Below are 22,373 nucleotides of genomic sequence, written 5' to 3' on the forward strand. Positions count from 1 at the left end.
GACAAAACACCGAAAATGATGTGACCCTAAAATTAGGACACTTTATTAGCTGCTAACTGAGGACTAACTTTCGATATTCAATCGGAGTTAGTCCTTTTAGTTTGATTTTGATTCTTTTTTGATTGTAATACTCAATGTAGTCTCTGATTGTGTCTTCCAGTTCATTGAGATTTTCAAACTGCTTTTCAAAACCATAAAACATTTCTCGTTTGAGTAAGCCGATGAAGCCTTCCATTAACCTATCGTTAAGGGAATTGCCCTTGCGTGACATTGATTGGATAAAGCCATGATTTTTAAGCCACGCCTGAAACTTGTAATGTTGATATTGTTAGCCTTGATCGGTATGGAAGATCAAGCCGTTCAGTGCCGGATCCGATGAAGCAGCTTTTAAGTGCAGCCATTTTTGCTTCTGCTTAGACCAGCCCGGGATTGCTTTCGGTTCACGTTCAATCAGCTGGTTAAGTCGGTCCATTTCTACTGCTCAACATTCCTCAAAAATGCTGTCCTAAGTAAGATCTAACTCAGAAGTCTATGGCTACGGCAAAGTAAATAAGTTTTTCTGTGGCGAAGTACCAATTTCAGGTATTACTGACGATCAGCAAGCAGCTCTGATTGGCCAACTGGCCTTAAAAAAGGGCATGGTTAAAAACACCTATGATACGGGCTCATTTATCGTAATGAATACAGATGAAGAACCAACTGAGTCTGGCAATAATTTGCTAACCACTATTGCTTATGGACTTGATGGCAAGTTTAACTACTCTTTAGAGGGTTCGATTTTTGTATCGGGAAGTGCGATCCAGTGGCTACGTGATTCAATGAAAATGATTAAAACATTAGATGATTCTAAAAAGGCTGCCTTTGTTTCGAAATCATAAAATGAAGTATTTGTTGTTCCTGCGTTTACCGTTTTAGGGGGCACGGGGGACCGCATTAGGACTCTGAGGCTAAAGGAGTTGTTTTTTACGTCACGCGCGGAACAAATTAAGGCAACCTTGCAGTTCTTAGCGTATCAAACGCAGGATGTTGCAGATACAATGCAGATTGGGACTCTGAAATTGAAATTCAGGACCTGTAAGTTGATGGTGGCGCTTCAAACTATGACTATTTCTTACAGTTTCAAGCTGATATTTTAGGCACGAAGATTGAGCAGCAAAAACACTCGAAACCACTTCAATGAAAGCTGCTTTCTTGGCGAGTTTAGTTGAGGGTTATTGGAAGAACGTTGATGAACTGAAAGATATTTTTGTCGTTGGCAAAACCTTTGAAAGCCAAATGAGAAAAGCTAAGCGTGAACACTTATATCAGGGCTGGAAGCATGCTGTTAAGGCCACGCAGGTGTTTGTGTTCCCGGTGAATGCAAATGATTAGAAGCTAAAGATAAGAAGGGGTAAAAAATGGCACATGATCGAATCATTAAAATAGACGGCCCATTGAACTTTCGGGATGTCGCCGGCTATCAAAATAAGAACGGTAAAAAGGTAAAGTGGAATAAAATTTATCGATTCGATTCGCTTAGTTCATTATCTGAAACTGATCGAGAAGAGTTATCACGTCTACGTGTTACGATAGATCGTGATTTACGCTTGCAGTGCCAAAAAATTTTTCACGAGACAAGGCATAGCAGCACTTTCATTACATTGACCTGTCGGTTTATGGTTTATGCGGAAAATCCTGAAGAATGTACTAAAGGACACAGGCTGTTTCGGTTTCTGCATCACATACCTGACCTAAACAACAACTTTATTGGCCTAATTTATTAACAGACGTTGCTAAATGTACATAGCCAAAAAATGTTTACCTGGATTTATCGCGAATTATTAACTTTGCCAAAAGAAGATGCGCTCGTTTACCACTGAAGTACGGGCAAAGATTGCACACGGATGGCATCTGTTTTGGTCTTAATGGCACTATGCGTTGATGATGATATAATTACCTGTGTTTACCTATTAACCAATGAGCTATATGACTTTGCAATTTCACGCCAGTTATCAAGCAATGATGAAATTGTCTAAATGATTGCCACGATGGATGTGACTAGGGGTGAGGACACTGCTATTCGCGGAATACTGAAACAATTCGTGACGGGACGGCCGGGGAAATTTTGCTAAGTTCTTTGAAAAAGAGTTAGATTTCGGCAGTGATTACTTGGCAAAATTAAGATTAGAATAGGGGCATAATAGCTGGTGAAATAAGTCGGCAGCAGTAAATTAGTTGAGCGTGACATTGAGACAGTTACTACTTTGCAATTATAGGGCTTAAAGACTACTTAAATGCAGAGGTATTAATTCGCATAATTCAGATGTGTATAAAAATGGCAAAAAATATGCCTTATTATGACATCAATTTATTGTATTTGATGACAAATAAGACATATTAAATTTGTTTAGAAATAGTTATTACATAATACTTTACAGCCAAACTAATTGATTTCACTATGTTTATAGTCAATAAGTTTATATAACTTAAATAACTTGTTTTAAGTTGTGAAAGTTGAATTGTCTACCAAAATACTGGTACGCAGACATCTAGCGGAGCGTTTTATGCAAGGTATATAAAAGGTTGTTTAATTATTTAAGTTGATCGTAAATAGCCAAAGCTTTTTGTTTTTGAGCATCCGTTAGCGGTGCTGAAGGCGATAGGCTAACGATTGCATTAGGAATTTCTCGTTGATCTAAAATATATTTAAAGAGTGTCATAAAAGGATTCGCAATATTAAGCAAAGCACCGGCTTGTTTGATTTTTTGCTGGTCGAAGACCACTTGTTTTTGGTCGTTGGCTTCAAAGCTCTTTAATAAGTCAACGCAGGTATGACTGTATAAATTAGATAAGCCCCCTACAACACCCTGTCCACCAGCTTCAACGACTTTGATGCAGTTACTGTCATAACCGGTGTAAACTTTAAACTTAGGATATCTGGCGTTGACGACTTTAATAGTAGTTAATGTATGGTTGACATCACCCACAGTATCTTTAATCCCAATGATGTTTGGAAAGTCTGGTAAGAGCTTAAGCAGTATCTCGGCATTGACATCATAACCTGTGCGATCAGGGTAATTATAAATAATAATGTTACCTTTAATAGCCTTAGCCATTTTTTGATAAAAAGTAATAATGCCAGTAGGATCACATGACATGTAGTAGGGACCGACCAATAGAATCCCATCGGCGCCGAGTTCTAAAGCTTTATTTGCAAATTTAATAGTTAATTGATCATCCATACGATTTGCACCGACTAAAACTTTTGTACGATGATCAATATATTGAATAGCGTCTTCTACTAAATCGTTGCAAACTTGAAATGTCTGCGCGTAAAATTCGCCGCAACTACCAAGTAATGCGATTTCAGCAATGCCATCATCAATTAGCCGATCATACAGTTTATGCATTGCCTCAAAGTCAACTGTATTTTCATCTTTTAATAGGGTTAAAATTGGACAAATATATTCTTTTTTCATTTTTATTCTCCATATTTTTAAAGTAATTGTGTGTTAGCCAAAGAAACAAAATGCAATTATTTCGTTAATAATTGAAACTATCCACATTGTTGGCACACCATATTTTAAGAAACTCTTTGTATCAACTTTCATGTAATCGAGGCCCCAGATATTCCATGATTGTGTAACATCAGTTGAAACGGCTAATAAGCTTGGAATTAGCAATAAAGGCAGTAAAAAATAATCACTAAAAAGATGAGTACCTGACAAAACAGCAGCAGTAGCAGCTCCAGCTCCCCAAACATGTAGTGGTCCGCGGAAAAGTGCGAGTGGTGCTAAAACACCAAAAATAATAGCTAATACTAGGTGTCCATGCGGTAAGATTGCATTGAATAATGGCTTAAAATGTGCTGCATCGATTTTAGCAGCTCCAGTGAACATAGTAAGTGCCATTAAGAACATGATTAGGCTAGCTATATCAGAGATCGCTTTCTTAACGGTGTCATTAATAAAGGCAACTAATGCCTGATAGTTGTTCATTTTTTCTGTCAAAAGCATGGCTAAAAGTGCTGCTAAAGTAAGTGAAGGCACTGCGTCCCATTTAAATAGCATGTTCATTGCTACCGGAACAATGGGAACGATATAAGCAATTTTAGCAACTTTAGAGCCTTTTTCACCATCGGTGTTAATTTTTGCACCAATAATTTTCAAATTATCGGCGGCTTTTGAGCTATCAATCTTTTTCCTATTTATAACTAACAAAATAATGACAGCTATTAATTGAATAATCGCTGCAACCCAAGCAAATGATAAATACTTGTTATCATAAGCTACAGCCGGAAAAAAAGGTTTTATTTGATTAAATAAAACAACATTAATGTACATAGGTGCCCCAATAGCCAAACAAAAAGCTGTTAATGCTAAATCACGGGGAATACCAACTGATAGCATAATTGGTAATAGAATAACTCCGATTGCTATTACTGATCCAACTCCATATGCACTAATAAAAATGAATGAAGTTACAAGTAAAACTAAGATTGCAGATAATAAAGGTTTGTTTTTTCCAATTTTATTTGTTTCGCTTGAAATTGCTGATGCAATTCCACTTTCAACTAATACGCGGCCAAACCATGAACCGAAAATAATATAAATAATTGTTGAACCATAATTTAATACAGGCTCAGTAAAGATCTTATTGATTGCCACATTAAATGGGACAAGTCCAATAATCGCCCATAAGACAGCCATAACAAATAAACCAATTGTTAAATTGCCACCTTTTAAAATGAAATAAATAAAAAGGAAAAAACTAATTAACAGCAAAATTGGAATAATGTATGAAATCATAGTTTCTTACCTAATCAAAATAAAACTATTTTTTATTTCGGCCGATAATCTGGATCGATAATTAAGACAGGCTTTATGGTCTTACCTGAAATTGAATCGGCGTTTGCCTGATTAATGTCTTCAAACTTGTAGAACTTTTCCGTCTTATCAAATGGAAACTTGCCTAGTTGATAAAATTCAAGCAGCCGAGGGACGTCTACTTGTGGAATAGCGTCACCCATGTTAACGCCGATTACTTTTTTATCATTTACGCACAAATCGTTCCAAGTTGAAACAGTAAGGTTTTGAGCAGTAACCGCGATTGCAGCGCAAGTTCCTCCTTGTGCCAAAGCATCAATAGCACTCTTGATGACGCCACTGATCCCCGTGGTGTCAACTGTCCAGTCCACACCGTAGCCACCGGTTAGCTCTTTAATTTTGGCAACTGGATCAGTGTCTTTGCTGTTGATTGCAGCAGTTGCACCTAGTTGCTTAGCTAATTCTAAGCGCTCTGGCACGACATCAACTGCAATAACTTTGGTGCAGCCGCTAATTGAACCCGCCATCATTGCAGCAAGACCAACGGCACCGGTACCAAAAACGGCAATGGTGTCGCCAGGTTTCGGCTGCAAGGTGTTAAAGACAGTTCCTGAGCCGGTGACGTAGCCACAGCCAAGAGGACCAGCCTTGCGCAGGTCAACGCTGTCATCAACTTTAACGGCATTGCGTTGATCAACTACGGTAGTAGTGGTAAAAGATGATTGGTTGAACATGTCGCAAATACGTTTACCATTTTTCTGAAAATGGTCCTCGCCATCGGCACGTACACCAGATAAATTGTAGTCACTATAATGGCGACATTGCGTAGGGATGCCCTTCAAACAATTATCACAAATCCCGTCTGCATAAAATGACATAACGACGTGGTCACCAACTTTGAAGTTTTTAACTTGGCCACCAACTTTTTCCACAATCCCAGCGCCTTCGTGGCCCAAAATTACTGGATAACCAACGCTAGAATCGCCTTTACGTAACGCTTCATCTGAATGACAGATTCCGCTAGCGACCATATGAATTTGCAAGTCAGTTGGTCCGACTTCATGCAGGTCAATATCGTCCTTTATTTCAAAAGAACTACCCATTTCCTGAACAACAGCTGCTTTAATTTTCATCAAAATTTCCTCCTTTTTCAATGTAAGCGTTTGCTAAAGACAATTGTGGTCTTTTTATAAAATAATTGCAATACTTAACGATAAAAAATATACAAAGATATGAAATTTGATAATTAGCACCTAGAAAAATAGTTGTTCTAATTAAGTGTTTGGGTTAATGCTGCTTTTATTTCAATATTGTGAATTAAAAATAGCATTAGGAAGCTAACAAGAGAATCAAATTAGTGTTGACAAATTGCTTAAATTTATCCATACTGAAACCGTATTCAATATACAGTATTTTGAATATTGATTAGAAAGGACTCTTTAATGTTGCAAGCTGAACAGTATAAAATGAGAGGATTAGCTCTTACATTTTTGGCCAAAAAATATTTTCTCCTTGAACCAAGCGATCGCGTTCCGACAGTTGAAGAATTTTGCAAAGAAGCAAATATGTCTCAGGGTACTATGCAGTCTGCAATTAACATCTTAAAGAAAGAAGGTGCAATAAGTACAAGGGCGAGAGGGCATTTGGGTACATTTGTCGAGAGTGTTAATCATCACAAGCTATTATCTTACATAGGAAATCGAACATTACTAGGATCGTTACCCTTGCCATATACAAAAAAGTATGAAGGCTTGGCAACAGGAATTTATAAGGCATTTTTGAATAGTGAGATTAGGATTAGTCTTTCTTATATGAATGGTAGTCAAAAAAGGCTTTCAGGATTGCTAGAAAATCGGAACAACTTTATTATTACTTCAGGATTAACAGCCGATTATTTAATTAAGAATTATGATGGCTTAGAAGAATTTTTGGTTTTACCTAAACAGACGTATGTTACCAAGCATATCCTGATTTATAGAAAAGGCTCTAGTTCTCAAATTAAAGATAATGCAAAAATAGGTGTAGATATGAATTCGATTGATTACACGTTGCTAACGAAATATGTTACCAAAAATCATAACGTTAAATTAATCAATATGCCTTATAACCAAGTAAGTAAAAGTATCGAAGAAGGATTAATTGATTTTGCCATTTGGAATAGGGATGAAGTAGTAGAACATAATTACCCCCTCGGTATTAAAGAGATTAGTTGTGAATCAATCGATCGTGCTTCTCAAGCTGTAATTGTTGGTAAGAAAAAAGACCCTTTTGTTAAAAGTATTTTGCAAAGGACTATTGACGTAGATAAGTTGTTAGATACGCAACAAAAAGTTCTTTCTGGAGAAATTCTTCCAGAATATTAAGGAAGTGATTTGAAATAATGCGGGAGCAAACACAAAAGAAGTTAACAATTTTGGTTCAAGCAAATAAAATCAATTTTGCTGATCTTGCTTTTTTAAATAAGCTAGATAAAGACTTAGCAAAATTTGACGGTGGCAGCAAAGAAGAAATGCTTTTAATTCATGTGGCAATGTCTTTATTTAGAAAAAGAAATAATCAGGAAATTGACAAAATACCAGATGAACTTTGGAAACAAATAATAAGCAAACCAGTTTATCAACAGGCTAAAGAGTATTGGCAGACTAATGAAAAAAACTCACCGATTTTGTTGGGTAAGAATGAAAGTCAATATATTATCATGCATTTGGTAAATGTTATGACAAAAGAGGTAAATGACCATGAAAAAAATCGTTGTAGGCGGCCAAATGGGAAAAGAGGAAATTGAAGGGGATCTTCATAAATTAATTCATGAAAATAGAGTTCAAATAGAAATACTTAGTGACCTGGATGCAGCTATGGCCGTTCAAAACCATCAAGCTGATTATTATGTTGGAGCTTGCGCTACTGGAGCAGGTGGAGCATTAGCAATGGTCACAGCCCTACTTGGATCAGAAAAGGCCATAACAGTTGCATCTCCAACAAAAGTTATGAGTCTTGAAGAAATTAAAAAGGAAGTAGATGACGGGAAAATAGCCTTTGGTTTTACCTTTAATGCAAAAAATACGGTGCTACCAGAAATAGTTGAGGCTTTAAAATTATAATCTTTTATTATTAATATTCAATAAACTGAATATTGAATATATAAGGAGGGGAATAAAATGTCAATAACTACCATATTAAACTATGTTTTAATTGCTCTTGTTGGAGGCGTTGGCTCAGTTTTAGCAAATAAAGGCATTGCCGTTTTTAATGATGGACTGCGGCCTATTTATCCAGAATATTTTGACCATAAAATTAATAGAAGAGAGCTTGCTTTGACTTCTTTTGGGGTTAGCTTTGGCCTAATTATTGGCTTTGGGATACCGGTATCAATTGGCTCAACCATATTATTAGCTCATAGTATCTTACTTGCATGTGATATTTTTGGAACATGGACACCAGAAACTAATTGGGGAACTTTTGCTGCTTTTGCTGCTGGTTCAATTTACGGTGCAGGACTGCTTTTAGGTTTGTCTTGGATTGTCAGACTGTTTAAGATGCTACCGTTTAATTTTTTTGGAGCTCTTTCACTTTTGGGAAGTCCAATTTTACTAGCGTTCTGTGCATTTCCTGCTATTGCAGTTGCAGAGCAGCATAATATTAAAAAAGGTATGATCACTTTTGTTTGGACATTTGTAACTTACATTATAACTAGCAAATTTGGAGTATTTAAGCTAGGAAAAGGTATCGCTATTACTTTAAATGCAACTGGTATGGCGTTACTTGTTGCCATGATTTGCATGATTTATTATGCAGCCAAAATTAAAGGCAATGGCAATTCAAACGAAAAACTAATTAATGTTTTCTCAGCTCGAATCAGTCGAATTAAGAAGAACTGGATTTGGTTATCTTTAATGGGTGGTCTGATTACTGCAGCGTCAAGTCAGTTAATCGTTGCAGTTGATGTTCTCCCTCAACAATTAATGGTAAAGGGACAAATTGAAGCAGCAGCGATGGCAACTTTTGCAAGAGCGATTGGCTTTATTCCACTAGTATTTTCTACTGCAATTGTGACTGGTGTTTATGGTATGGCAGGGACAACTTTAATCTTTGTAATCGGTTTATTGTTAAAAGATCAGCCTTTAGTTGCATTTATTGCTGGTGCAGTATGGATGTGGATTGAAGTACAAGCTCTAGGCATTACTGCTAAAGGAATGGATAAATTCCCTGGCCTACGTGACATGGGAGATCATATTCGGACATCTTTAATGGAAACCATTTCAATTTCTTTACTGATAGGTGCTGCTATTGCCTGCAATAATATGATTCCTAATCTTGGGTTCTTTTGGGTAATTGGTATTTGGCTGCTAAACAAAAAAATGAAAAAGCCTTTAGTTGATATGGCAGTTGGACCAATAGCTACTATTGCTTTAGGCCTATTATTAAATATTTTGAAAATAATACACCTATTCTAAGGAGATTTATATGACAGCGTTAAAGTCTGGGATTACTTATGCTCATGAACATATTCCAATTGATCGTTCAGAAGTGACTGAAAATGAAGATACTTTGCTAGATTCACAAGAATTAGTGATAGAAGAATTTAAAGACATTTATCGAAAGGGAGTACGAAATGTTATTGAGGCAACATGCCGTGGCATGGGAAGAAATGTTGCTTATGCTCAAAAAGTAGCACAAAAAACAGGAATTAACATTGTTCAAGCTACAGGGTGGTATCAATCAGCTTTTTTGCCTCTCGAAGTTTATCGCCTTTCAATTACCCAACTAGCTGAAATGATGATTAGCGATATAACAGTTGGGATAAAAAATACAGAAATAAAAGCTGGTGTGATAGGAGAAATTGCGACAACCAAAAATAATTGGACAGAGCAAGAAGAAAAGGTATTTAAGGCAGCAGTTATTGCTAGCAATGAGACTCATACGCCAATTATGACGCACACTTCAAATGGCACCTTAGGTCATGAACAAGTAAGTTTTTTTCAAAGGGAAAATGCCAATCTGCATAAAATTATTATTGGTCATGTTGACCTAACTGGTAATCCCGAATATGTATTAGAAATGTTGAAAACAGGCGTAAACGTTGAAGTTGATACGATTGGTAAAAATAGTTATATGCCAGATTCACAAAGGGTGGCAATAATCAAGGCAGTTCAAGAGGCAGGATATACAAATCAAGTTGTTTTATCGATGGATATTACCAGGAAATCACACTTGAAAGCCAATGGTGGCAATGGCTATGCATATTTGCTTGACACTTTTGTTCCTCAGCTCAGAAAGGAAGGCATATCCGAGGACTTTATTGAAAAAATGCTTATGGATAATCCACAAAGAGTTTTTGGAGGTGGCTGGGATGTCTAAACAGTTTGAGACTTATCCTTTGGAAAGCATATCTCCTTGTGAAGCATTGCATAAACAATGGGAATTAGTTGACGAAATCACCAAGATTTTCCGTGGCGACGAAATTATAACAAGAGGGGATTTAGGAGTCATTCCGGGGTTAAACGAACCGCGGTACACCAAAAAAGTAGAAAATGTTATTGCACATTTTTTTAGTGCCGAAGATGCAATCCTCGTCAGAGGTTCAGGTACTGGTGCAATTAGAAGCGCGCTTCATTCTGCAGTCAAGTCAGGTGATACCTTGCTAATCCATCAAGCTCCAATATATCCGACAACTCAGGTGTCAATAGAGATGATGGGTATAAAAACAAAAGAATATGATTTTAACCGTATTGTTTCTGCTGATTTGCCGAAAAATATTAATGGAATTTTGGTTCAATATACAAGGCAAAAACCAGATGATTCTTATGATATGAATCATGTGCTAAAAACCTTAAAAGAACACTACGGCGAGCAAATGCCAATTATAACAGATGATAATTATGCAGTTATGAAAGTTCATAAAATTGGTACTGAAATGGGAGCAGATTTGAGCTGCTTTTCAACATTTAAACTACTGGGACCAGAGGGCATAGGCTGTATAGTTGGTAAAAAGAGGTACATTGAAAAACTGAGAAAAGAGAACTATTCAGGTGGCTCTCAGGTTCAAGGACACGAATCCTTAGATGTTTTGAAAGGTTTAGTGTATGCACCCGTATCATTAGCAAATCAAGCACGTGTAGTTACTGAGTTAAGGGATAGACTTAATAATCATGAAATATCTGGAGTTAAAAGGGCATATATTGCTAATGCACAGTCAAAGGTATTACTAGTAGAGTTTGAAAAACCAATTGCTAAAGTAATTTTAAAAAATGCAGTTGAGTATGGTGGGGTACCAAACCCAATTGGAGCAGAATCTAAATATGAAATTGCACCAATGATTTATCGTGTTTCAGGCACTTTTAAGGCCTTTGACCCTTCACTTTTAGAAAACACTATTCGAATCAACCCCTATCGAGGTGGGCCAGATACTATCATAAACTTATTAAAGAAATGTATGAAGGAGATGGAATAATGTTTTTATCATCTCTTGAAAAATATAATCCTCAACTAATTGAGTATGCAGTAAAGCTTCATCAGACCGGTGAAATTTTACCAGATACGTACGTTATCGATTTGGAAGCAATTAAAAGCAATACTAAAAAAATAGTGACATTTGCTAAAAAATATCAAGTCGAACTTCTTTATATGACTAAGCAGTTCGGACGTAATCCAATTGTGGCTCAAGCCATTGAAAAAGCAGGCATAAAGTCAGCTGTAGTTGTGGACTATCGCGAAGCGGAAATGTTTATGCATTATGGCTTGCATATTGGTAATGTGGGTAATTTAGTACAGATGCCTAGACATTTAGTTAGAAGCATTCTAGCCTATGGAACTAAATATGTCACTGTCTATTCAATGAGCAATTTGAAATATATCAATCAAATTGCACGGCAACTTAAAATAAAGCAAAAAGTCATCTTCAAAGTTATTGGAGAGCAAGATGAGCTTTATCCCGGTCAAGTTGGTGGCTTAACGCTGACAGAATTTGCAGCTAATTTCGCTAAAATTATCAGCTTGTCCAACATTGAATTGGTTGGGCTTACCTGCTTTCCTGCGTTGCTATTTAATGACAGCAGTAAAAAAATTGAACCTACAGCTAATCTCAAAACTGTTGAAGCTGTAAAGACGATATTTAGTGAACATAACTATCCCTTAAAAGTTATCAGCTTACCATCAGCAACTTGTTCAGCCTCTATTCCTTTAATTAAAAAACTTGGTGGAAATGAAGGTGAGCCTGGTCATGGCTTATCAGGAACTACTCCTTTGCATGCAGAATCGAAACAGCCGGAGCAGCCCGCATACTGTTATGTTAGCGAAATTTCACACAACTTCAGAAAGCATGGGTATTTTTACGGTGGCGGATATTATAGGAGAGGCCATTTAAAAAATGCTTTAGTATTTACTCGTAAGCAGCAATATAAATGCAAAGTACTTCCGTTTGATGACAAAAGTATTGATTATTATTTAGAACTTGATAGAGCTTATCCAGAGGGCTCGACGGTTATCACTGATTTTAGAACGCAGATTTTTGTTACAAGAAGTGCTGTTGCTGTCGTAGATGGATTGCAATCAGGCAATCCTAGGCTATTAGGTTTGTATGATAGCCAGGGGAGACTTATGCCAGAGGGGGTAATATAATGAGCAAATTTGGAGTAATTGTTTTAGACGGATTTGGTGTTGGAGCAATGGCGGATGTCCCGAAAGTACGTCCTCATGATGTGGGTTCTAATACTGCTTTGAATATAATTAAGGCGGAACCTAATATTGATATTCCAAATTTAGAAAAGCTTGGCTTAATGAATGCAGTTGGTGTTGAATGGGGTCGACACGTTTTTTCGCCAGACGCGAATTGGGGAACGTCGTTACTAAAGCATCATGGCGCTGACTCATACTTAGGCCATCAGGAAATTATGGGTACTAATCCACCGATGCCTTTGTTGCAACCTTTTAACGAAGTTATTGATCAAGTGGAAGAACAAGTAAAAAAAGACGGCTTCTTTGTTAAACGATATGGTGAACCTGGCTTAGAGATATTAGTTGTTAACGATTGTGCAACGATAGCGGATAACTTAGAAGCAGATCCAGGACAAGTATATAATGTAACTGCAACTTTAGATAAAATATCCTTTGATGAGATAATTAAGATTGGCGAAGCGGTAAGAAAAGTGGTAAAAGTATCTCGAGTAATTGCCTTTGGCGGTAGTGACGTCACTATAGAAGATATTCTTAATGCCCGTCAAATAAAAAATGAAAAGTATGTTGGCATCTCTGCCCCCGAATCGGGAGTTTATAAGAGAAATTATCACGTAGTGCATCTTGGATACGGAATAGATCCTAATGTACAATTGGCAAGCATTTTAATTCGCCATGGCATAGATGTCGCCTTGATTGGCAAAGCATCAGATATTGTTCGTGGTGATACGAAAAAAAGGTTCCCCGGCGTTGATAGCAATTATCTATTTGACCAGTTTGTTAAGCAAGCCAAAGAAATTAGGACAGGGCTTATCTTTATGAATATTCAGGAAACTGATCTTGCTGGACACTCTGAAGATACTGATCATTATGTAGATATTCTTGAAACCGTGAATAGAAGATTGCCTGAAGCTGAACAGCAATTTACAGGTGATGACATTTTAATTGTAATGGCTGACCATGGTGATGATCCAACGATTGGCTATGCACAGCATACGAGAGAGAAGGTTCCACTACTTATTTACAAAGAAAACGTTTATCATAAATATGTAGGAGAAAGAGTTTCTCTTTCTGATATTGGAGCAACGGGTGCAGAATTTTTTGGCGTAGAAATGCCACAAAACGGAACTAGTTTTCTTAATCGAATTAATGGTGGTGTTGATATTTCTTAAAAAAGTTTTAAACCGAATAATATTAAATTTTTAATTCTTAACGCTATATCAAAAGTAGGGCGAAATAGAACTAAATCAAAAGCACCAACTTTAATCTGTGATATGAACCCCGAGGTTAGGACAGCTTCGAGGTTTTTATTATGAAATTATTCACACTCTACAAGTTCTTTTTTTATGCGCTCATCGTGCCATTCTAAAATCATCTTAACGATAGCATTTGCCACATTAAGATTTTTTAAGATTGGGCCATGAGAGTAGGTTCCGATAAAATTGCGGTAGCGCAGGCCTTCAACGTGATCTTGTGGGTTGTTGCCGTAGCCTTCAATCATTGTGCCCAAAGGATGCAATTTATCGGGATCGTCAAAATAAGTTTGTCCCGAGTGATTTTCAAAGGCTCTGACTTCACCCCATTCACTCATGTAGCGGGTATCGCCAATCATCCGTTTATCAGCTTTAAATACGGTATGGAAAGGCAAGATATCTAGTCCTTTGATGGTAACGCCTGAGTTGGTCTTATAATACGTTCCAACCAGTTGATAGCCACCACAAACGCCCAACATTGGTTTGCCGTCATTAATATACTTTGACAAAGTTTCTTTATGACGTGGAAGGTCTTTGGCAATCACGGTTTGTTCGAAGTCTTGTCCACCACCAAAAAAGACAAAGTCATAGTCAAAAGCATCGAACTTATCACCTAAGGAAATATTGTCTATTTGAGTAGAATAGCCCTGTTTTTTAAGTAAAAACCGAATGATTTTGACATCACCGGAATCACCATAGGTATTCATTAAATCTTCATATAAGTATGCAATTTTAATTGTCTTGCTTGCCATTGTGCATCAGCTCCTACTATCTTGTTAAAGTATATCTTAAAGGCGCAGTAGGGGCAAAAGATAATTATTTTTCTCGTTTTTAAAAAAACTTACATAAAATAAGCAAACACGTTAAAAGATTAATTGTTTAAGAAAAAATTGTTCCGCTAAAATTCTGACCGTGTGAATTGTCAAAATAAAGCAGAACAATTTTGTACTAATTAGTAATGTAATTGCCGAAATTATGTAATTATTTCGTATCTTCCTGTGCCGCAAAGTGATTAATCGGGCCATATTTAGAGCCAACTTCAATTGGGTGGGCAATTGCTTCATAGGTGAAGTCTTTGGCCGTTTGGACACTGGCAATAATTGACCTGCCTTTAGCCAGTTCGGCGGCAATAACTGCGGATAAAGTATCACCAGTTCCGTTTATTCTTTCTGTGTTGATAAATGGTTTAGTAAATTCGTAGAATTGACCGTCTTCAGCCAAGAGAATATCGGTTACTTCGCTTTGAGCAGCATTATCGTGTCGGCCCTTCATCAAGACGTTTTTAGCACCCATCTTCTGCAATTTTTCGGCGCCGCGGTGAATTTCTTCCTTAGTATCTAGTTGCATGCCCGTTAACTTTTGTTGTTCATAAAAGTTGGGCGTAATAATATCAGCAAGCGGCATTAAGTCGTCTAAAAAAGCTTGGTAAGCATCACCATCCAAGAGCGTATCCCCGTGCTTGGTCATAATCACGGGATCAAGAACAATTTTGCCCATATCGTATTTGCGCAAATTGGCAGCTACACAGGCGATGACTTTTTTATTAGCTAGCATTCCCGTCTTTAAAGCGGCAATTTTAAAGTCGTCATTTAGGACGTCAAATTGCTTTTGAATAAATGACACTGGCATTATTTCTTGTGCGTAAATACCGGTAGTGTTGCCAGCAACAGCAGCTGTTAAGAGCCCCATACCGTACACCTGTCTGGCATAAAACGAATGCAGGTCGGCTGTCATTCCAGCGCTGCCATCGCTATCATTGCCAGCGATAGTTAAAGTGATAATTTCTTTTTTCATTATTATGGATCCTCATTTTAATCGAAACTTTATGTTCACAGTATAACTTAAAATAAGGGTAATGCTATAATTATTTCTTGTAAAAATAGGGGCAAATAGTAAAATTATAGTGAACCGCTTTCTTAAGGAAGGATACATTATGTTAAAAAATTACATTATGGCAATTGATGAAGGCACTACATCAACACGCGCAATGATTTTTGATCACGAGGGGCATAAAGTTTCGTCCTCGCAAAAAGAATTTCCCCAATATTTTCCTCAGCCTGGCTGGGTTGAACACAAGGCTGAGGAAATTTGGCATGCTGTTCAAACCACAATTGCTAATGCAATTATTAATTCAGGTATTCGTCCGGAACAAATCAAGGGTATAGGCATTACTAATCAACGTGAAACTACGGTAATCTGGGATAAAAAAACCGGTAAGCCGATTTACAATGCAATTGTTTGGCAATCGCGACAAACCACTGAATTAGCTGAAAAACTTAAAGCTGACGGTTATAGTTCAATGATCCATAAGAAAACGGGCTTAATTATTGACCCTTATTTTAGTGCAACTAAAATTCGCTGGATTTTAGATCATGTTGAAGGTGCGCAAGAAAAAGCCGAAAAGGGTGATTTGCTCTTTGGCACCATTGATACTTGGCTTTTGTGGAAATTAACTGATGGCGAAGTTCATGTTACCGATTATACTAATGCTTCAAGGACCATGCTTTATAATATCCATGACCTAAAATGGGATGATGACATCCTTGAGTTACTTAATATTCCGAAAAAGATGTTGCCTGAAATAAGATCGAATTCAGAAATTTACGGCTACACTAAGTCTTATACCTTTTTCGGTGGTAAAGTCCCCATTTGTGGGATTGCTGGTGACCAGCAGGCTGCTCTTGTTGGTCAATTGGCCCTGAAAAAAGGGATGGTTAAAAATACTTATGGCACGGGTTCATTTATTGTTATGAATACAGGAGAAGAACCCACAGAGTCTGATAACAACCTGTTAACAACGATTGCTTATGGAATTGATGGCAAAATTAACTATGCTTTAGAAGGCTCAATCTTTGTTTCTGGCAGTGCAATCCAGTGGTTGCGTGACTCAATGAAGATGATCAAAACGGCGGCAGAATCCGAAAAGGCGGCACGTGCGTCCAAATCAGAAAATGAGGTTTACGTTGTACCTGCCTTCACGGGACTAGGCGCGCCTTACTGGGATTCCGAAGCTAGGGGTGCAGTTTTTGGCGTTACACGTGGAACAAGTAACAATGACTTAATCAAGGCAACTTTGCAGTCACTTGCTTACCAGACTCGTGATGTAGTTGACACTATGCAAATTGATTCTGGAATACAGATTCCAACATTACGTGTAGACGGTGGGGCATCAAATAATGATTACTTACTGCAATTCCAAGCTGATATATTGGGTACTAAAATTGAACGATCAAAGACGCTTGAAACGACTTCAATGGGAGCTGCGTTTTTAGCAGGCTTGGCAGTAGGCTATTGGAAAGATGTTGACGAACTGAAAGATATTTTTGTTGTAGGCAAGACTTTCGAAAGCAAAATGGGACAAAAAGAACGTGAGCATTTATATCAAGGCTGGAAACTTGCGGTCAAGGCAACCCAAGTATTTGCTCACGGCGAATAAAAGTGCGGATACAGTAGTGAGAGGTGAGAAAATTGGCACATGATCGAATTGTTAAATTAGATGGTCCGTTAAATTTTAGGGATATTGGTGGCTACCAAAATCAGAATGGCCAAAAGATAAAATGGAATAAAATTTATCGCTCTGATTCACTTAGTACCCTAACGGAATCTGATCAAGAAAAACTGACGGAACTGCATATCACAATTGATTGTGATTTACGTTCACAATACGAAAAACATTCTTCACCGGACAAAGCGTGGCTAAATGTTCATTATCTAGATTTACCGGTTTATTCTGAAAATCCTGAGGATCGACCTAATGGTCACAAAATTTATCGTTTTCTTCATCATATTCCGGATTTAAGCAATAATTTTATTGGTCAAATTTACCAACAGACTTTGCTTAGCGAGCATAGCCGTAAGATGTTTGCCCGTATTTTTAGTGAATTACTAGAAATGCCTGCTAACGAAGCTCTTGTTTATCATTGCAGTGCCGGTAAGGATAGAACGGGAATGGTTTCTGCTTTGATTTTAATGGCACTAGGTGTTGATGATGATACAATTGCCCGTGACTATTTATTAACTAACAAATTATATGACTTCGCCGTTTCACGTCAAATGCCAAGCAACGACGAAATTTCACAGATGGTTGCCAAAATGAATGTAACCAAAGGTGAAGGGATTGCTATTCGCGGCATTACCGCGACTGTTCGCGGCGGCTGGGGCGACTTTAATACCTTTTTTAAAAAAGAATTGGGCTTTAATGATACCGACTTGGCAAGATTAAGGCAAATGTATTTAGAATAGGGGCATAAATCAGTGGTAACTTTGCTTGATGTTGCTAAAAAGGCCAACGTTTCAAAGATGACGGTTTCGCGAGTCATTAATCATCCCGAACAAGTGACAGATGAACTACGTGAATTAGTTGAACGGGCCATGCAGGAATTGAATTACCAACCGAATTATGTCGCACAAGCCCTAGTAAATAACCGGACTAATGTCGTTAAGTTCGTTACACTTGAAGATATTGATACAACTGAGCCCTATTACATGAACCTGCTTTTTGGTATTGCTAAAGGTTTATCTAAAAAGCAATACGCTATTCAGCTAGTCACTGATCGCAAGCAAATGAAAGAAGGCAATTTTGATGGTTACTTAATTACTGGTGCGCGGTCATCTGATTATAGTTTGTTTGACGAACTAGCTAAGCCGTTTGTTCTTTTTGGTGAAAATCACCGCGGTTTTGATTTTGTTGATAACAACAATCAGCTCGGTGGCGAAATTTCCACTAAATATGCCTTATCGCGTCTATATCGCAATGTAATCTTTATTGGTATCGATGTCCGGGAGCCGTTTGAAGTTTCACGTGAAACAGGCTATGTTAACACATTACAGCAAAATAAATTGATTCCGCAAATATACAGGATACCTAATCATAGTCATGCGGCCCAGAAAATAATTAAGGAAAATTTAGGTAAGTTCCAACACGATACTTGCTTTGTTTGTGCCAGCGATCGGATTGCAATTGGTGTTGTACGCCAGCTGTTGAACGAAGGGGCCAAGGTACCCGAAGATTTTGGCGTGATCGGCTATGATGGGGTCTTTTTAGATCAGGTTTCAAATTTAAAATTAACAACGGTCAAGCAACCAATTTTTGCGATGGGTGAATTATTGGCTAAGATGCTGTTACAAAAAATTGAGCAGGACGGCTCACCCCAAGGCGAGGCAATGCTTAAACCTAAGTTGATTCGCAGGCAGTCAACGAGGTAATAGAAATTGTTAAATTAAAGGACACGAAGTTAGGTATAAATTTCGTGTCCTTTTGTATAATCTCAGGAAAATTATAAAATAAGTTAATTATAATTAAGTTTACAAAAAATAATTATAAATTAGTTAGTACTAAAAAATAAAGTTAAGCTAATCTAATTTGCTAAGCCAATGATGCCATTCTTGGAGATAGGAATCGGCAAGTCCTGCCTTCATTTTAGGAATATAGACCTGATTAAAATCTGCTGCTTTAGTATGTTTCATTGCATTCATAGCAGTTCCTAAAGCACTCAGTTCCGAAATTGTAGCAACCTTAACTTTTTTTTGCGTAATGTCACTAAGATATTGCATCAAATATTTATTATGGATCATTCCTCCATCAACATGGATAACATGGTTTACGTTTGGATAAAGTGTTTTAAATTCTTTTAGCACATCAGTAATTTGGTAAACAAGAGAATTAAGCGTTGCTCTGACTAATTCATTTTTACTGGTTGTAATTTTCATTCCTACAAAAGCTGCTGATATATCATTTTTCCAATACGGTGCGCCTAAGCCAGCAAACGCTGGTATTAAAATTGTGTGGTCTTCGGAATCGGCGTTGAGTGCCAGATTACTAGTTTCTGCCGGAGTTTTAATTAGGTCTAATTTGTCTTTTAGCCATGAAATGCTCGCTCCAGCATAGTTAATATTGCCTTCAAGGACATAAGTCGTCTTACCATTTAGTGACCATGCAATTGAAGTGTTTAATTTGTTTTGGATGTTTTGGGGTAAATGATTGCCGATGTTGAGCATAATTGAGGAGCCTGTTCCAAATGTAATTTTATAATCTCCTGGAAGAAAACATCCATGAGCAAATAAAGCGGCTTGAGAATCACCCAAGACACTTAATATTGGAATTTGAAATGGTAAGAGACCAAATAGATCAGTTTCGCCAAACGAACCATTAGAGCTAATAATTTCTGGCAAATAGCTCAAGTCAATTTTAAAAATTTGGGCTAATTTTTTATCCCAACTGCCAGTATGAATGTTCATTAATTGTGTTCTGCAAGCATTTGACGGCTCAGTCTTAAAGCTCTGACCATTTGTTAATTGATAGATTAACCAGCTGTCCATTGTTCCTAAGCACAGATCATTATTTTTTGCTGCTTGTGCAACTTTTGGTTCATTTATTAGCATCCAGTTCCATTTTGCTCCAGTAAAATACGGAGAAAGTGCTAGGCCGGTCAATGCTTTAACTTCACGTTGTAGTTCAGGATTAGCTATACTTTTGACTACACTCGATGCTCGATTGTCCTGCCAAACAATTGTCTGACAGAGGGGGTTACCTGTTTTTCGAGACCATGCTGCAGCAGATTCACGCTGATTGGTAATAGCTAATCCTAGTAGCTGCTCAGGCTTAATTTGCTGCAAAGCTTTTTTAAAAAGCAAGAATAAATTTGCTTTGATTTCAGCTAAATCGTGGCTAATCCAGTCAGGATGATTAGAAATCTGTTTATGAGTTAAAATAGTTTTCCAAAAAACCTGATTACGTTGATCTATTAAAAGAGCTTTAGTACCTTGTGTACTTTGATCAATTGCTAATAGATATTTTTCTGTCATATCATTCTCCAATGCTATTTACCAAGAATTTGACGTACACTTTTGATAATCCCAGCTGTGTCAATGCCGTAATACTGAAAAACTTCATCTTGTGTACCTTGAATAATCGGCTGGTCAGGAAAACCAAGAAGCTTTAACTTAGCATGGCCATATTTAGCGGCTTCTACGGCCACAGCCGCGCCAATTCCATTAATAATGCTATGCTCTTCAATAGTAATAATATGATCAAATTTTTTGACCAATTTATCCACTGTCTGCGTATCTAACGGCTTAATTGAGCCAAGATCGACAACAGCTGCACTGATGTTATAGCTAGCTAGTTTTTTAGCGGCTTTTAAGGCAAAACTTAATGTTTCTCCAGTCGAAATTAAACAAATATCGCTGCCTTGCCAAATTATTTTTGATTTACCGGGAATAAAAGCAAAGTCTTGGTCGTAAACATCATCCAGCTTTCGCTTTCCAATTCGAACATATGCAGGCTTGGAAGACCTGAGTAAATAGTTAAACAGGGCTCTAGTTTGGTATTTATCACAGGGCTGATAAACCTCAAGATTTGGAATTGCTCGCGTAATTGCTACATCATTAAGGGAATGATGAGTGCTACCAAGCCAAGAATATGAATTACCACCAGAGATGCCAATTAACTTAACATTAGTCTGGTTAAGAGCTACATCAACTTTGACTTGCTCAATTGCTCGCATTGCCAAAAACGCGGCTGGGGAAAAAACAAAAGGATGCTTGCCCTCATGAGCTAATCCTGCGGCAACAGTTACAGCATTTTGTTCAGCAATACCCATTTCAACTGTTTGGTTTGGGTATGTAGCAGTAAAAGAATTTAGTCCTGCAGATCCACGTGAATCACAAGTTATTACTAATAAGTTAGGATCTTTCTTACTTGCGGCTACTAAAGTGGTAGCGATAACTTCATTAGCAGTTAATTTTTGTTCTATTTCAGTCATTGTTGAGTACCTCCATTTGTTGATCTAATTCATGTAGACCTTCTTGATATTCCTTTTCATTTGGTATTTTATGGTGCCAAACTGCCTGATTCTCTGCAAAACTAATCCCTTTTCCTTTAATGGTATTAGCGATAATTATTCTTGGTTGCTTGGTAGTATTTGGTTTATTTAATATATCAACTAAGGCGGATATGTCATTACCGTTAACTTCTTGTATATCCCAACCAAAGGAACCATATTTGGCTCCTAAAGGATTTGAACGCATTACCATGTCAGTTTTACCGGTAATTTGTAAATTATTATGATCAATAATTGCGGTAAGGTTATCCAAATGATAATTACTTGCTGCCATTGCAGCTTCCCATATAGAGCCTTCAGCTTGTTCACCGTCTCCCATTAATACATATACATGCTTTTTATCATGGTCGATTTTTGCGGCAAGTGAAACACCAACTCCTAAACCAAGGCCATGTCCAAGTGAGCCTGTATGGAATTCTATTCCTTTTACATCAGTAGTTGGATGGCCAATATACGGACTATTAAAAGTAGAGTACCTATTTTCCAAATCTGCTCGATCAATGTAGCCCTTATCTGCTAAGATTTCATACCAGATCTCAATAGCATGTCCTTTGCTTTGGATATAAACATCGGTATTTTTTTTACCAAAATTATCAACGGTTTGATTCATTACCTGATAGTAAAGTGTGACTAAAATATCAGCACATGATAAATCAGAACCAGTGTGACCGTTTTTATGAGAGTGGATTAACTGCCAAGTTCTTTTTCTTAACTCGATTGCTTTTTTTCTAAGTTCTAGTATATTCATAGGAAACCTCATTTGTAAAAATCACTAAAAATTGCTTACAATATGAGGGTATCAT

Annotated in this window: 22 protein-coding genes and 2 pseudogenes; 14 read left to right on the top strand and 10 right to left on the bottom strand. The window is 37.3% G+C overall.

The window, feature by feature from the left end; all coding sequences use genetic code 11:
- Positions 1 to 52: 52 nt before the first annotated feature.
- Positions 53 to 355 (bottom strand): annotated as a pseudogene (locus tag J3U73_RS07630) (IS3 family transposase); the annotation flags it as partial.
- Positions 329 to 472 (bottom strand): hypothetical protein, encoded by a 144-nt coding sequence (locus tag J3U73_RS07635; RefSeq protein ID WP_267393650.1) that lies wholly within the window; start codon positions 470 to 472, stop codon positions 329 to 331. The pseudogene J3U73_RS07630 and the gene J3U73_RS07635, both read right to left, overlap by 27 nt.
- 5 nt (positions 473 to 477) lie before the next feature.
- On the opposite strand from J3U73_RS07635, the pseudogene J3U73_RS07640 reads away from it, so the two are divergent.
- The 3 genes and pseudogenes from J3U73_RS07640 to J3U73_RS07650 form a co-directional block, all read left to right on the top strand.
- Positions 478 to 1,371 (top strand): annotated as a pseudogene (locus J3U73_RS07640) (FGGY-family carbohydrate kinase); the annotation flags it as partial.
- A gap of 26 nt (positions 1,372 to 1,397) precedes the next feature.
- Positions 1,398 to 1,763, top strand: a complete 366-nt coding sequence (locus tag J3U73_RS07645) for a tyrosine-protein phosphatase (protein ID WP_267410062.1) — start codon at positions 1,398 to 1,400, stop codon at positions 1,761 to 1,763.
- A gap of 120 nt (positions 1,764 to 1,883) precedes the next feature.
- Entirely contained in the window at positions 1,884 to 2,015 is a 132-nt protein-coding gene (locus J3U73_RS07650; protein ID WP_267410063.1) for a hypothetical protein, read from the top strand.
- Between the two features lie 555 nt (positions 2,016 to 2,570).
- Here J3U73_RS07650 and J3U73_RS07655 read toward each other — a convergent pair.
- From J3U73_RS07655 to J3U73_RS07665, 3 genes are read right to left on the bottom strand one after another with little or no spacing between them, the layout of a single operon-like run.
- Positions 2,571 to 3,458: a dihydrodipicolinate synthase family protein gene (locus J3U73_RS07655; RefSeq protein ID WP_220268703.1), complete on the bottom strand. Its 888-nt coding sequence runs from the start codon at positions 3,456 to 3,458 to the stop codon at positions 2,571 to 2,573.
- 33 nt (positions 3,459 to 3,491) lie between these two features.
- Positions 3,492 to 4,787 carry a gluconate:proton symporter gene (locus J3U73_RS07660; RefSeq protein WP_267393509.1) on the bottom strand — a complete coding sequence of 432 codons (1,296 nt, stop codon included), beginning with the start codon at positions 4,785 to 4,787 and terminating at the stop codon, positions 3,492 to 3,494.
- Positions 4,788 to 4,819: 32 nt separating this feature from the next.
- On the bottom strand, positions 4,820 to 5,938 hold the full coding sequence (locus J3U73_RS07665) for an NAD(P)-dependent alcohol dehydrogenase (RefSeq protein ID WP_220268701.1): 1,119 nt from the start codon (positions 5,936 to 5,938) through the stop codon (positions 4,820 to 4,822).
- 309 nt (positions 5,939 to 6,247) lie between these two features.
- On the opposite strand from J3U73_RS07665, the gene yhfZ reads away from it, so the two are divergent.
- The 8 genes from yhfZ to J3U73_RS07705 are packed head-to-tail and all read left to right on the top strand — an operon-like array spanning position 6,248 to position 13,648.
- Positions 6,248 to 7,168, top strand: a complete 921-nt coding sequence (gene yhfZ, locus J3U73_RS07670) for a GntR family transcriptional regulator YhfZ (protein WP_267410064.1) — start codon at positions 6,248 to 6,250, stop codon at positions 7,166 to 7,168.
- A 50-nt stretch (positions 7,169 to 7,218) separates the two neighbouring features.
- A complete protein-coding gene (locus tag J3U73_RS07675; RefSeq protein WP_220268699.1) occupies positions 7,219 to 7,590 on the top strand; it encodes a PRD domain-containing protein in 372 nt (123 codons plus the stop codon).
- A complete protein-coding gene (locus J3U73_RS07680) occupies positions 7,544 to 7,906 on the top strand; it encodes a DUF2620 family protein (protein ID WP_220268698.1) in 363 nt (120 codons plus the stop codon). The genes J3U73_RS07675 and J3U73_RS07680 overlap by 47 nt, the downstream gene beginning before the upstream one ends.
- A 57-nt stretch (positions 7,907 to 7,963) precedes the next feature.
- Positions 7,964 to 9,259, top strand: coding sequence for a YhfT family protein (locus J3U73_RS07685; RefSeq protein ID WP_220268697.1), 1,296 nt, complete (start codon positions 7,964 to 7,966; stop codon positions 9,257 to 9,259).
- Positions 9,260 to 9,269: 10 nt separating this feature from the next.
- Positions 9,270 to 10,163: a phosphotriesterase family protein gene (locus tag J3U73_RS07690; protein WP_267410066.1), complete on the top strand. Its 894-nt coding sequence runs from the start codon at positions 9,270 to 9,272 to the stop codon at positions 10,161 to 10,163.
- Positions 10,156 to 11,256 carry an aminotransferase class V-fold PLP-dependent enzyme gene (locus J3U73_RS07695; protein ID WP_267410067.1) on the top strand — a complete coding sequence of 367 codons (1,101 nt, stop codon included), beginning with the start codon at positions 10,156 to 10,158 and terminating at the stop codon, positions 11,254 to 11,256. Before J3U73_RS07690 ends, J3U73_RS07695 begins: the two co-directional genes overlap by 8 nt.
- Positions 11,256 to 12,422: an alanine racemase gene (locus J3U73_RS07700; RefSeq protein WP_220268694.1), complete on the top strand. Its 1,167-nt coding sequence runs from the start codon at positions 11,256 to 11,258 to the stop codon at positions 12,420 to 12,422. Before J3U73_RS07695 ends, J3U73_RS07700 begins: the two co-directional genes overlap by 1 nt.
- A complete protein-coding gene (locus tag J3U73_RS07705) occupies positions 12,422 to 13,648 on the top strand; it encodes a phosphopentomutase (RefSeq protein ID WP_267410068.1) in 1,227 nt (408 codons plus the stop codon). The genes J3U73_RS07700 and J3U73_RS07705 overlap by 1 nt, the downstream gene beginning before the upstream one ends.
- Positions 13,649 to 13,794: 146 nt before the next feature.
- Here the strand turns inward: J3U73_RS07705 and J3U73_RS07710 are convergent, their stop codons facing one another.
- Positions 13,795 to 14,481: a type 1 glutamine amidotransferase gene (locus tag J3U73_RS07710; RefSeq protein WP_267410069.1), complete on the bottom strand. Its 687-nt coding sequence runs from the start codon at positions 14,479 to 14,481 to the stop codon at positions 13,795 to 13,797.
- Between the two features lie 229 nt (positions 14,482 to 14,710).
- Complete coding sequence (thiD, locus tag J3U73_RS07715) at positions 14,711 to 15,523, bottom strand: bifunctional hydroxymethylpyrimidine kinase/phosphomethylpyrimidine kinase (protein WP_416381490.1); 813 nt, start codon at positions 15,521 to 15,523, stop codon at positions 14,711 to 14,713.
- 139 nt (positions 15,524 to 15,662) lie between these two features.
- Between thiD and glpK the strand changes: the two genes are divergently transcribed.
- The 3 genes from glpK to J3U73_RS07730 are packed head-to-tail and all read left to right on the top strand — an operon-like array spanning position 15,663 to position 18,934.
- A complete protein-coding gene (glpK, locus tag J3U73_RS07720; protein WP_267410071.1) occupies positions 15,663 to 17,165 on the top strand; it encodes a glycerol kinase GlpK in 1,503 nt (500 codons plus the stop codon).
- Positions 17,166 to 17,197: 32 nt separating this feature from the next.
- The gene (locus tag J3U73_RS07725; protein ID WP_220268690.1) at positions 17,198 to 17,971 is read left to right on the top strand and encodes a tyrosine-protein phosphatase; all 774 of its coding nucleotides are present in this window, start codon (positions 17,198 to 17,200) and stop codon (positions 17,969 to 17,971) included.
- Positions 17,972 to 17,983: 12 nt separating this feature from the next.
- Positions 17,984 to 18,934: a LacI family DNA-binding transcriptional regulator gene (locus J3U73_RS07730; protein WP_220268689.1), complete on the top strand. Its 951-nt coding sequence runs from the start codon at positions 17,984 to 17,986 to the stop codon at positions 18,932 to 18,934.
- Positions 18,935 to 19,081: 147 nt separating this feature from the next.
- Here J3U73_RS07730 and J3U73_RS07735 read toward each other — a convergent pair whose 3' ends face one another.
- The 3 genes from J3U73_RS07735 to J3U73_RS07745 are packed head-to-tail and all read right to left on the bottom strand — an operon-like array spanning position 19,082 to position 22,318.
- Positions 19,082 to 20,533 (bottom strand): FGGY-family carbohydrate kinase, encoded by a 1,452-nt coding sequence (locus J3U73_RS07735; RefSeq protein WP_267393530.1) that lies wholly within the window; start codon positions 20,531 to 20,533, stop codon positions 19,082 to 19,084.
- Between the two features lie 14 nt (positions 20,534 to 20,547).
- Positions 20,548 to 21,492, bottom strand: coding sequence for a transketolase family protein (locus J3U73_RS07740; protein WP_220268687.1), 945 nt, complete (start codon positions 21,490 to 21,492; stop codon positions 20,548 to 20,550).
- Positions 21,485 to 22,318: a transketolase gene (locus J3U73_RS07745; RefSeq protein ID WP_267410074.1), complete on the bottom strand. Its 834-nt coding sequence runs from the start codon at positions 22,316 to 22,318 to the stop codon at positions 21,485 to 21,487. The genes J3U73_RS07740 and J3U73_RS07745 overlap by 8 nt, the downstream gene beginning before the upstream one ends.
- Between the last annotated feature and the right edge of the window lie 55 nt (positions 22,319 to 22,373).

It is taken from the genome of Lactobacillus sp. B4005 (assembly GCF_026536045.1).
Taxonomy (GTDB): Bacteria; Bacillota; Bacilli; order Lactobacillales; family Lactobacillaceae; genus Lactobacillus; species Lactobacillus panisapium.

Coding starts and splice junctions, on each gene's coding strand:
- J3U73_RS07635 (WP_267393650.1), bottom strand. CDS start 472: ATGGACCGACTTAACCAGCTGATTGAACGTGAACCGAAAGCAATCCCG.
- J3U73_RS07645 (WP_267410062.1), top strand. CDS start 1,398: ATGGCACATGATCGAATCATTAAAATAGACGGCCCATTGAACTTTCGG.
- J3U73_RS07650 (WP_267410063.1), top strand. CDS start 1,884: ATGGCATCTGTTTTGGTCTTAATGGCACTATGCGTTGATGATGATATA.
- J3U73_RS07655 (WP_220268703.1), bottom strand. CDS start 3,458: ATGAAAAAAGAATATATTTGTCCAATTTTAACCCTATTAAAAGATGAA.
- J3U73_RS07660 (WP_267393509.1), bottom strand. CDS start 4,787: ATGATTTCATACATTATTCCAATTTTGCTGTTAATTAGTTTTTTCCTT.
- J3U73_RS07665 (WP_220268701.1), bottom strand. CDS start 5,938: ATGAAAATTAAAGCAGCTGTTGTTCAGGAAATGGGTAGTTCTTTTGAA.
- yhfZ (WP_267410064.1), top strand. CDS start 6,248: ATGTTGCAAGCTGAACAGTATAAAATGAGAGGATTAGCTCTTACATTT.
- J3U73_RS07680 (WP_220268698.1), top strand. CDS start 7,544: ATGAAAAAAATCGTTGTAGGCGGCCAAATGGGAAAAGAGGAAATTGAA.
- J3U73_RS07685 (WP_220268697.1), top strand. CDS start 7,964: ATGTCAATAACTACCATATTAAACTATGTTTTAATTGCTCTTGTTGGA.
- J3U73_RS07690 (WP_267410066.1), top strand. CDS start 9,270: ATGACAGCGTTAAAGTCTGGGATTACTTATGCTCATGAACATATTCCA.
- J3U73_RS07695 (WP_267410067.1), top strand. CDS start 10,156: ATGTCTAAACAGTTTGAGACTTATCCTTTGGAAAGCATATCTCCTTGT.
- J3U73_RS07700 (WP_220268694.1), top strand. CDS start 11,256: ATGTTTTTATCATCTCTTGAAAAATATAATCCTCAACTAATTGAGTAT.
- J3U73_RS07705 (WP_267410068.1), top strand. CDS start 12,422: ATGAGCAAATTTGGAGTAATTGTTTTAGACGGATTTGGTGTTGGAGCA.
- J3U73_RS07710 (WP_267410069.1), bottom strand. CDS start 14,481: ATGGCAAGCAAGACAATTAAAATTGCATACTTATATGAAGATTTAATG.
- thiD (WP_416381490.1), bottom strand. CDS start 15,523: ATGAAAAAAGAAATTATCACTTTAACTATCGCTGGCAATGATAGCGAT.
- glpK (WP_267410071.1), top strand. CDS start 15,663: ATGTTAAAAAATTACATTATGGCAATTGATGAAGGCACTACATCAACA.
- J3U73_RS07735 (WP_267393530.1), bottom strand. CDS start 20,533: ATGACAGAAAAATATCTATTAGCAATTGATCAAAGTACACAAGGTACT.
- J3U73_RS07740 (WP_220268687.1), bottom strand. CDS start 21,492: ATGACTGAAATAGAACAAAAATTAACTGCTAATGAAGTTATCGCTACC.
- J3U73_RS07745 (WP_267410074.1), bottom strand. CDS start 22,318: ATGAATATACTAGAACTTAGAAAAAAAGCAATCGAGTTAAGAAAAAGA.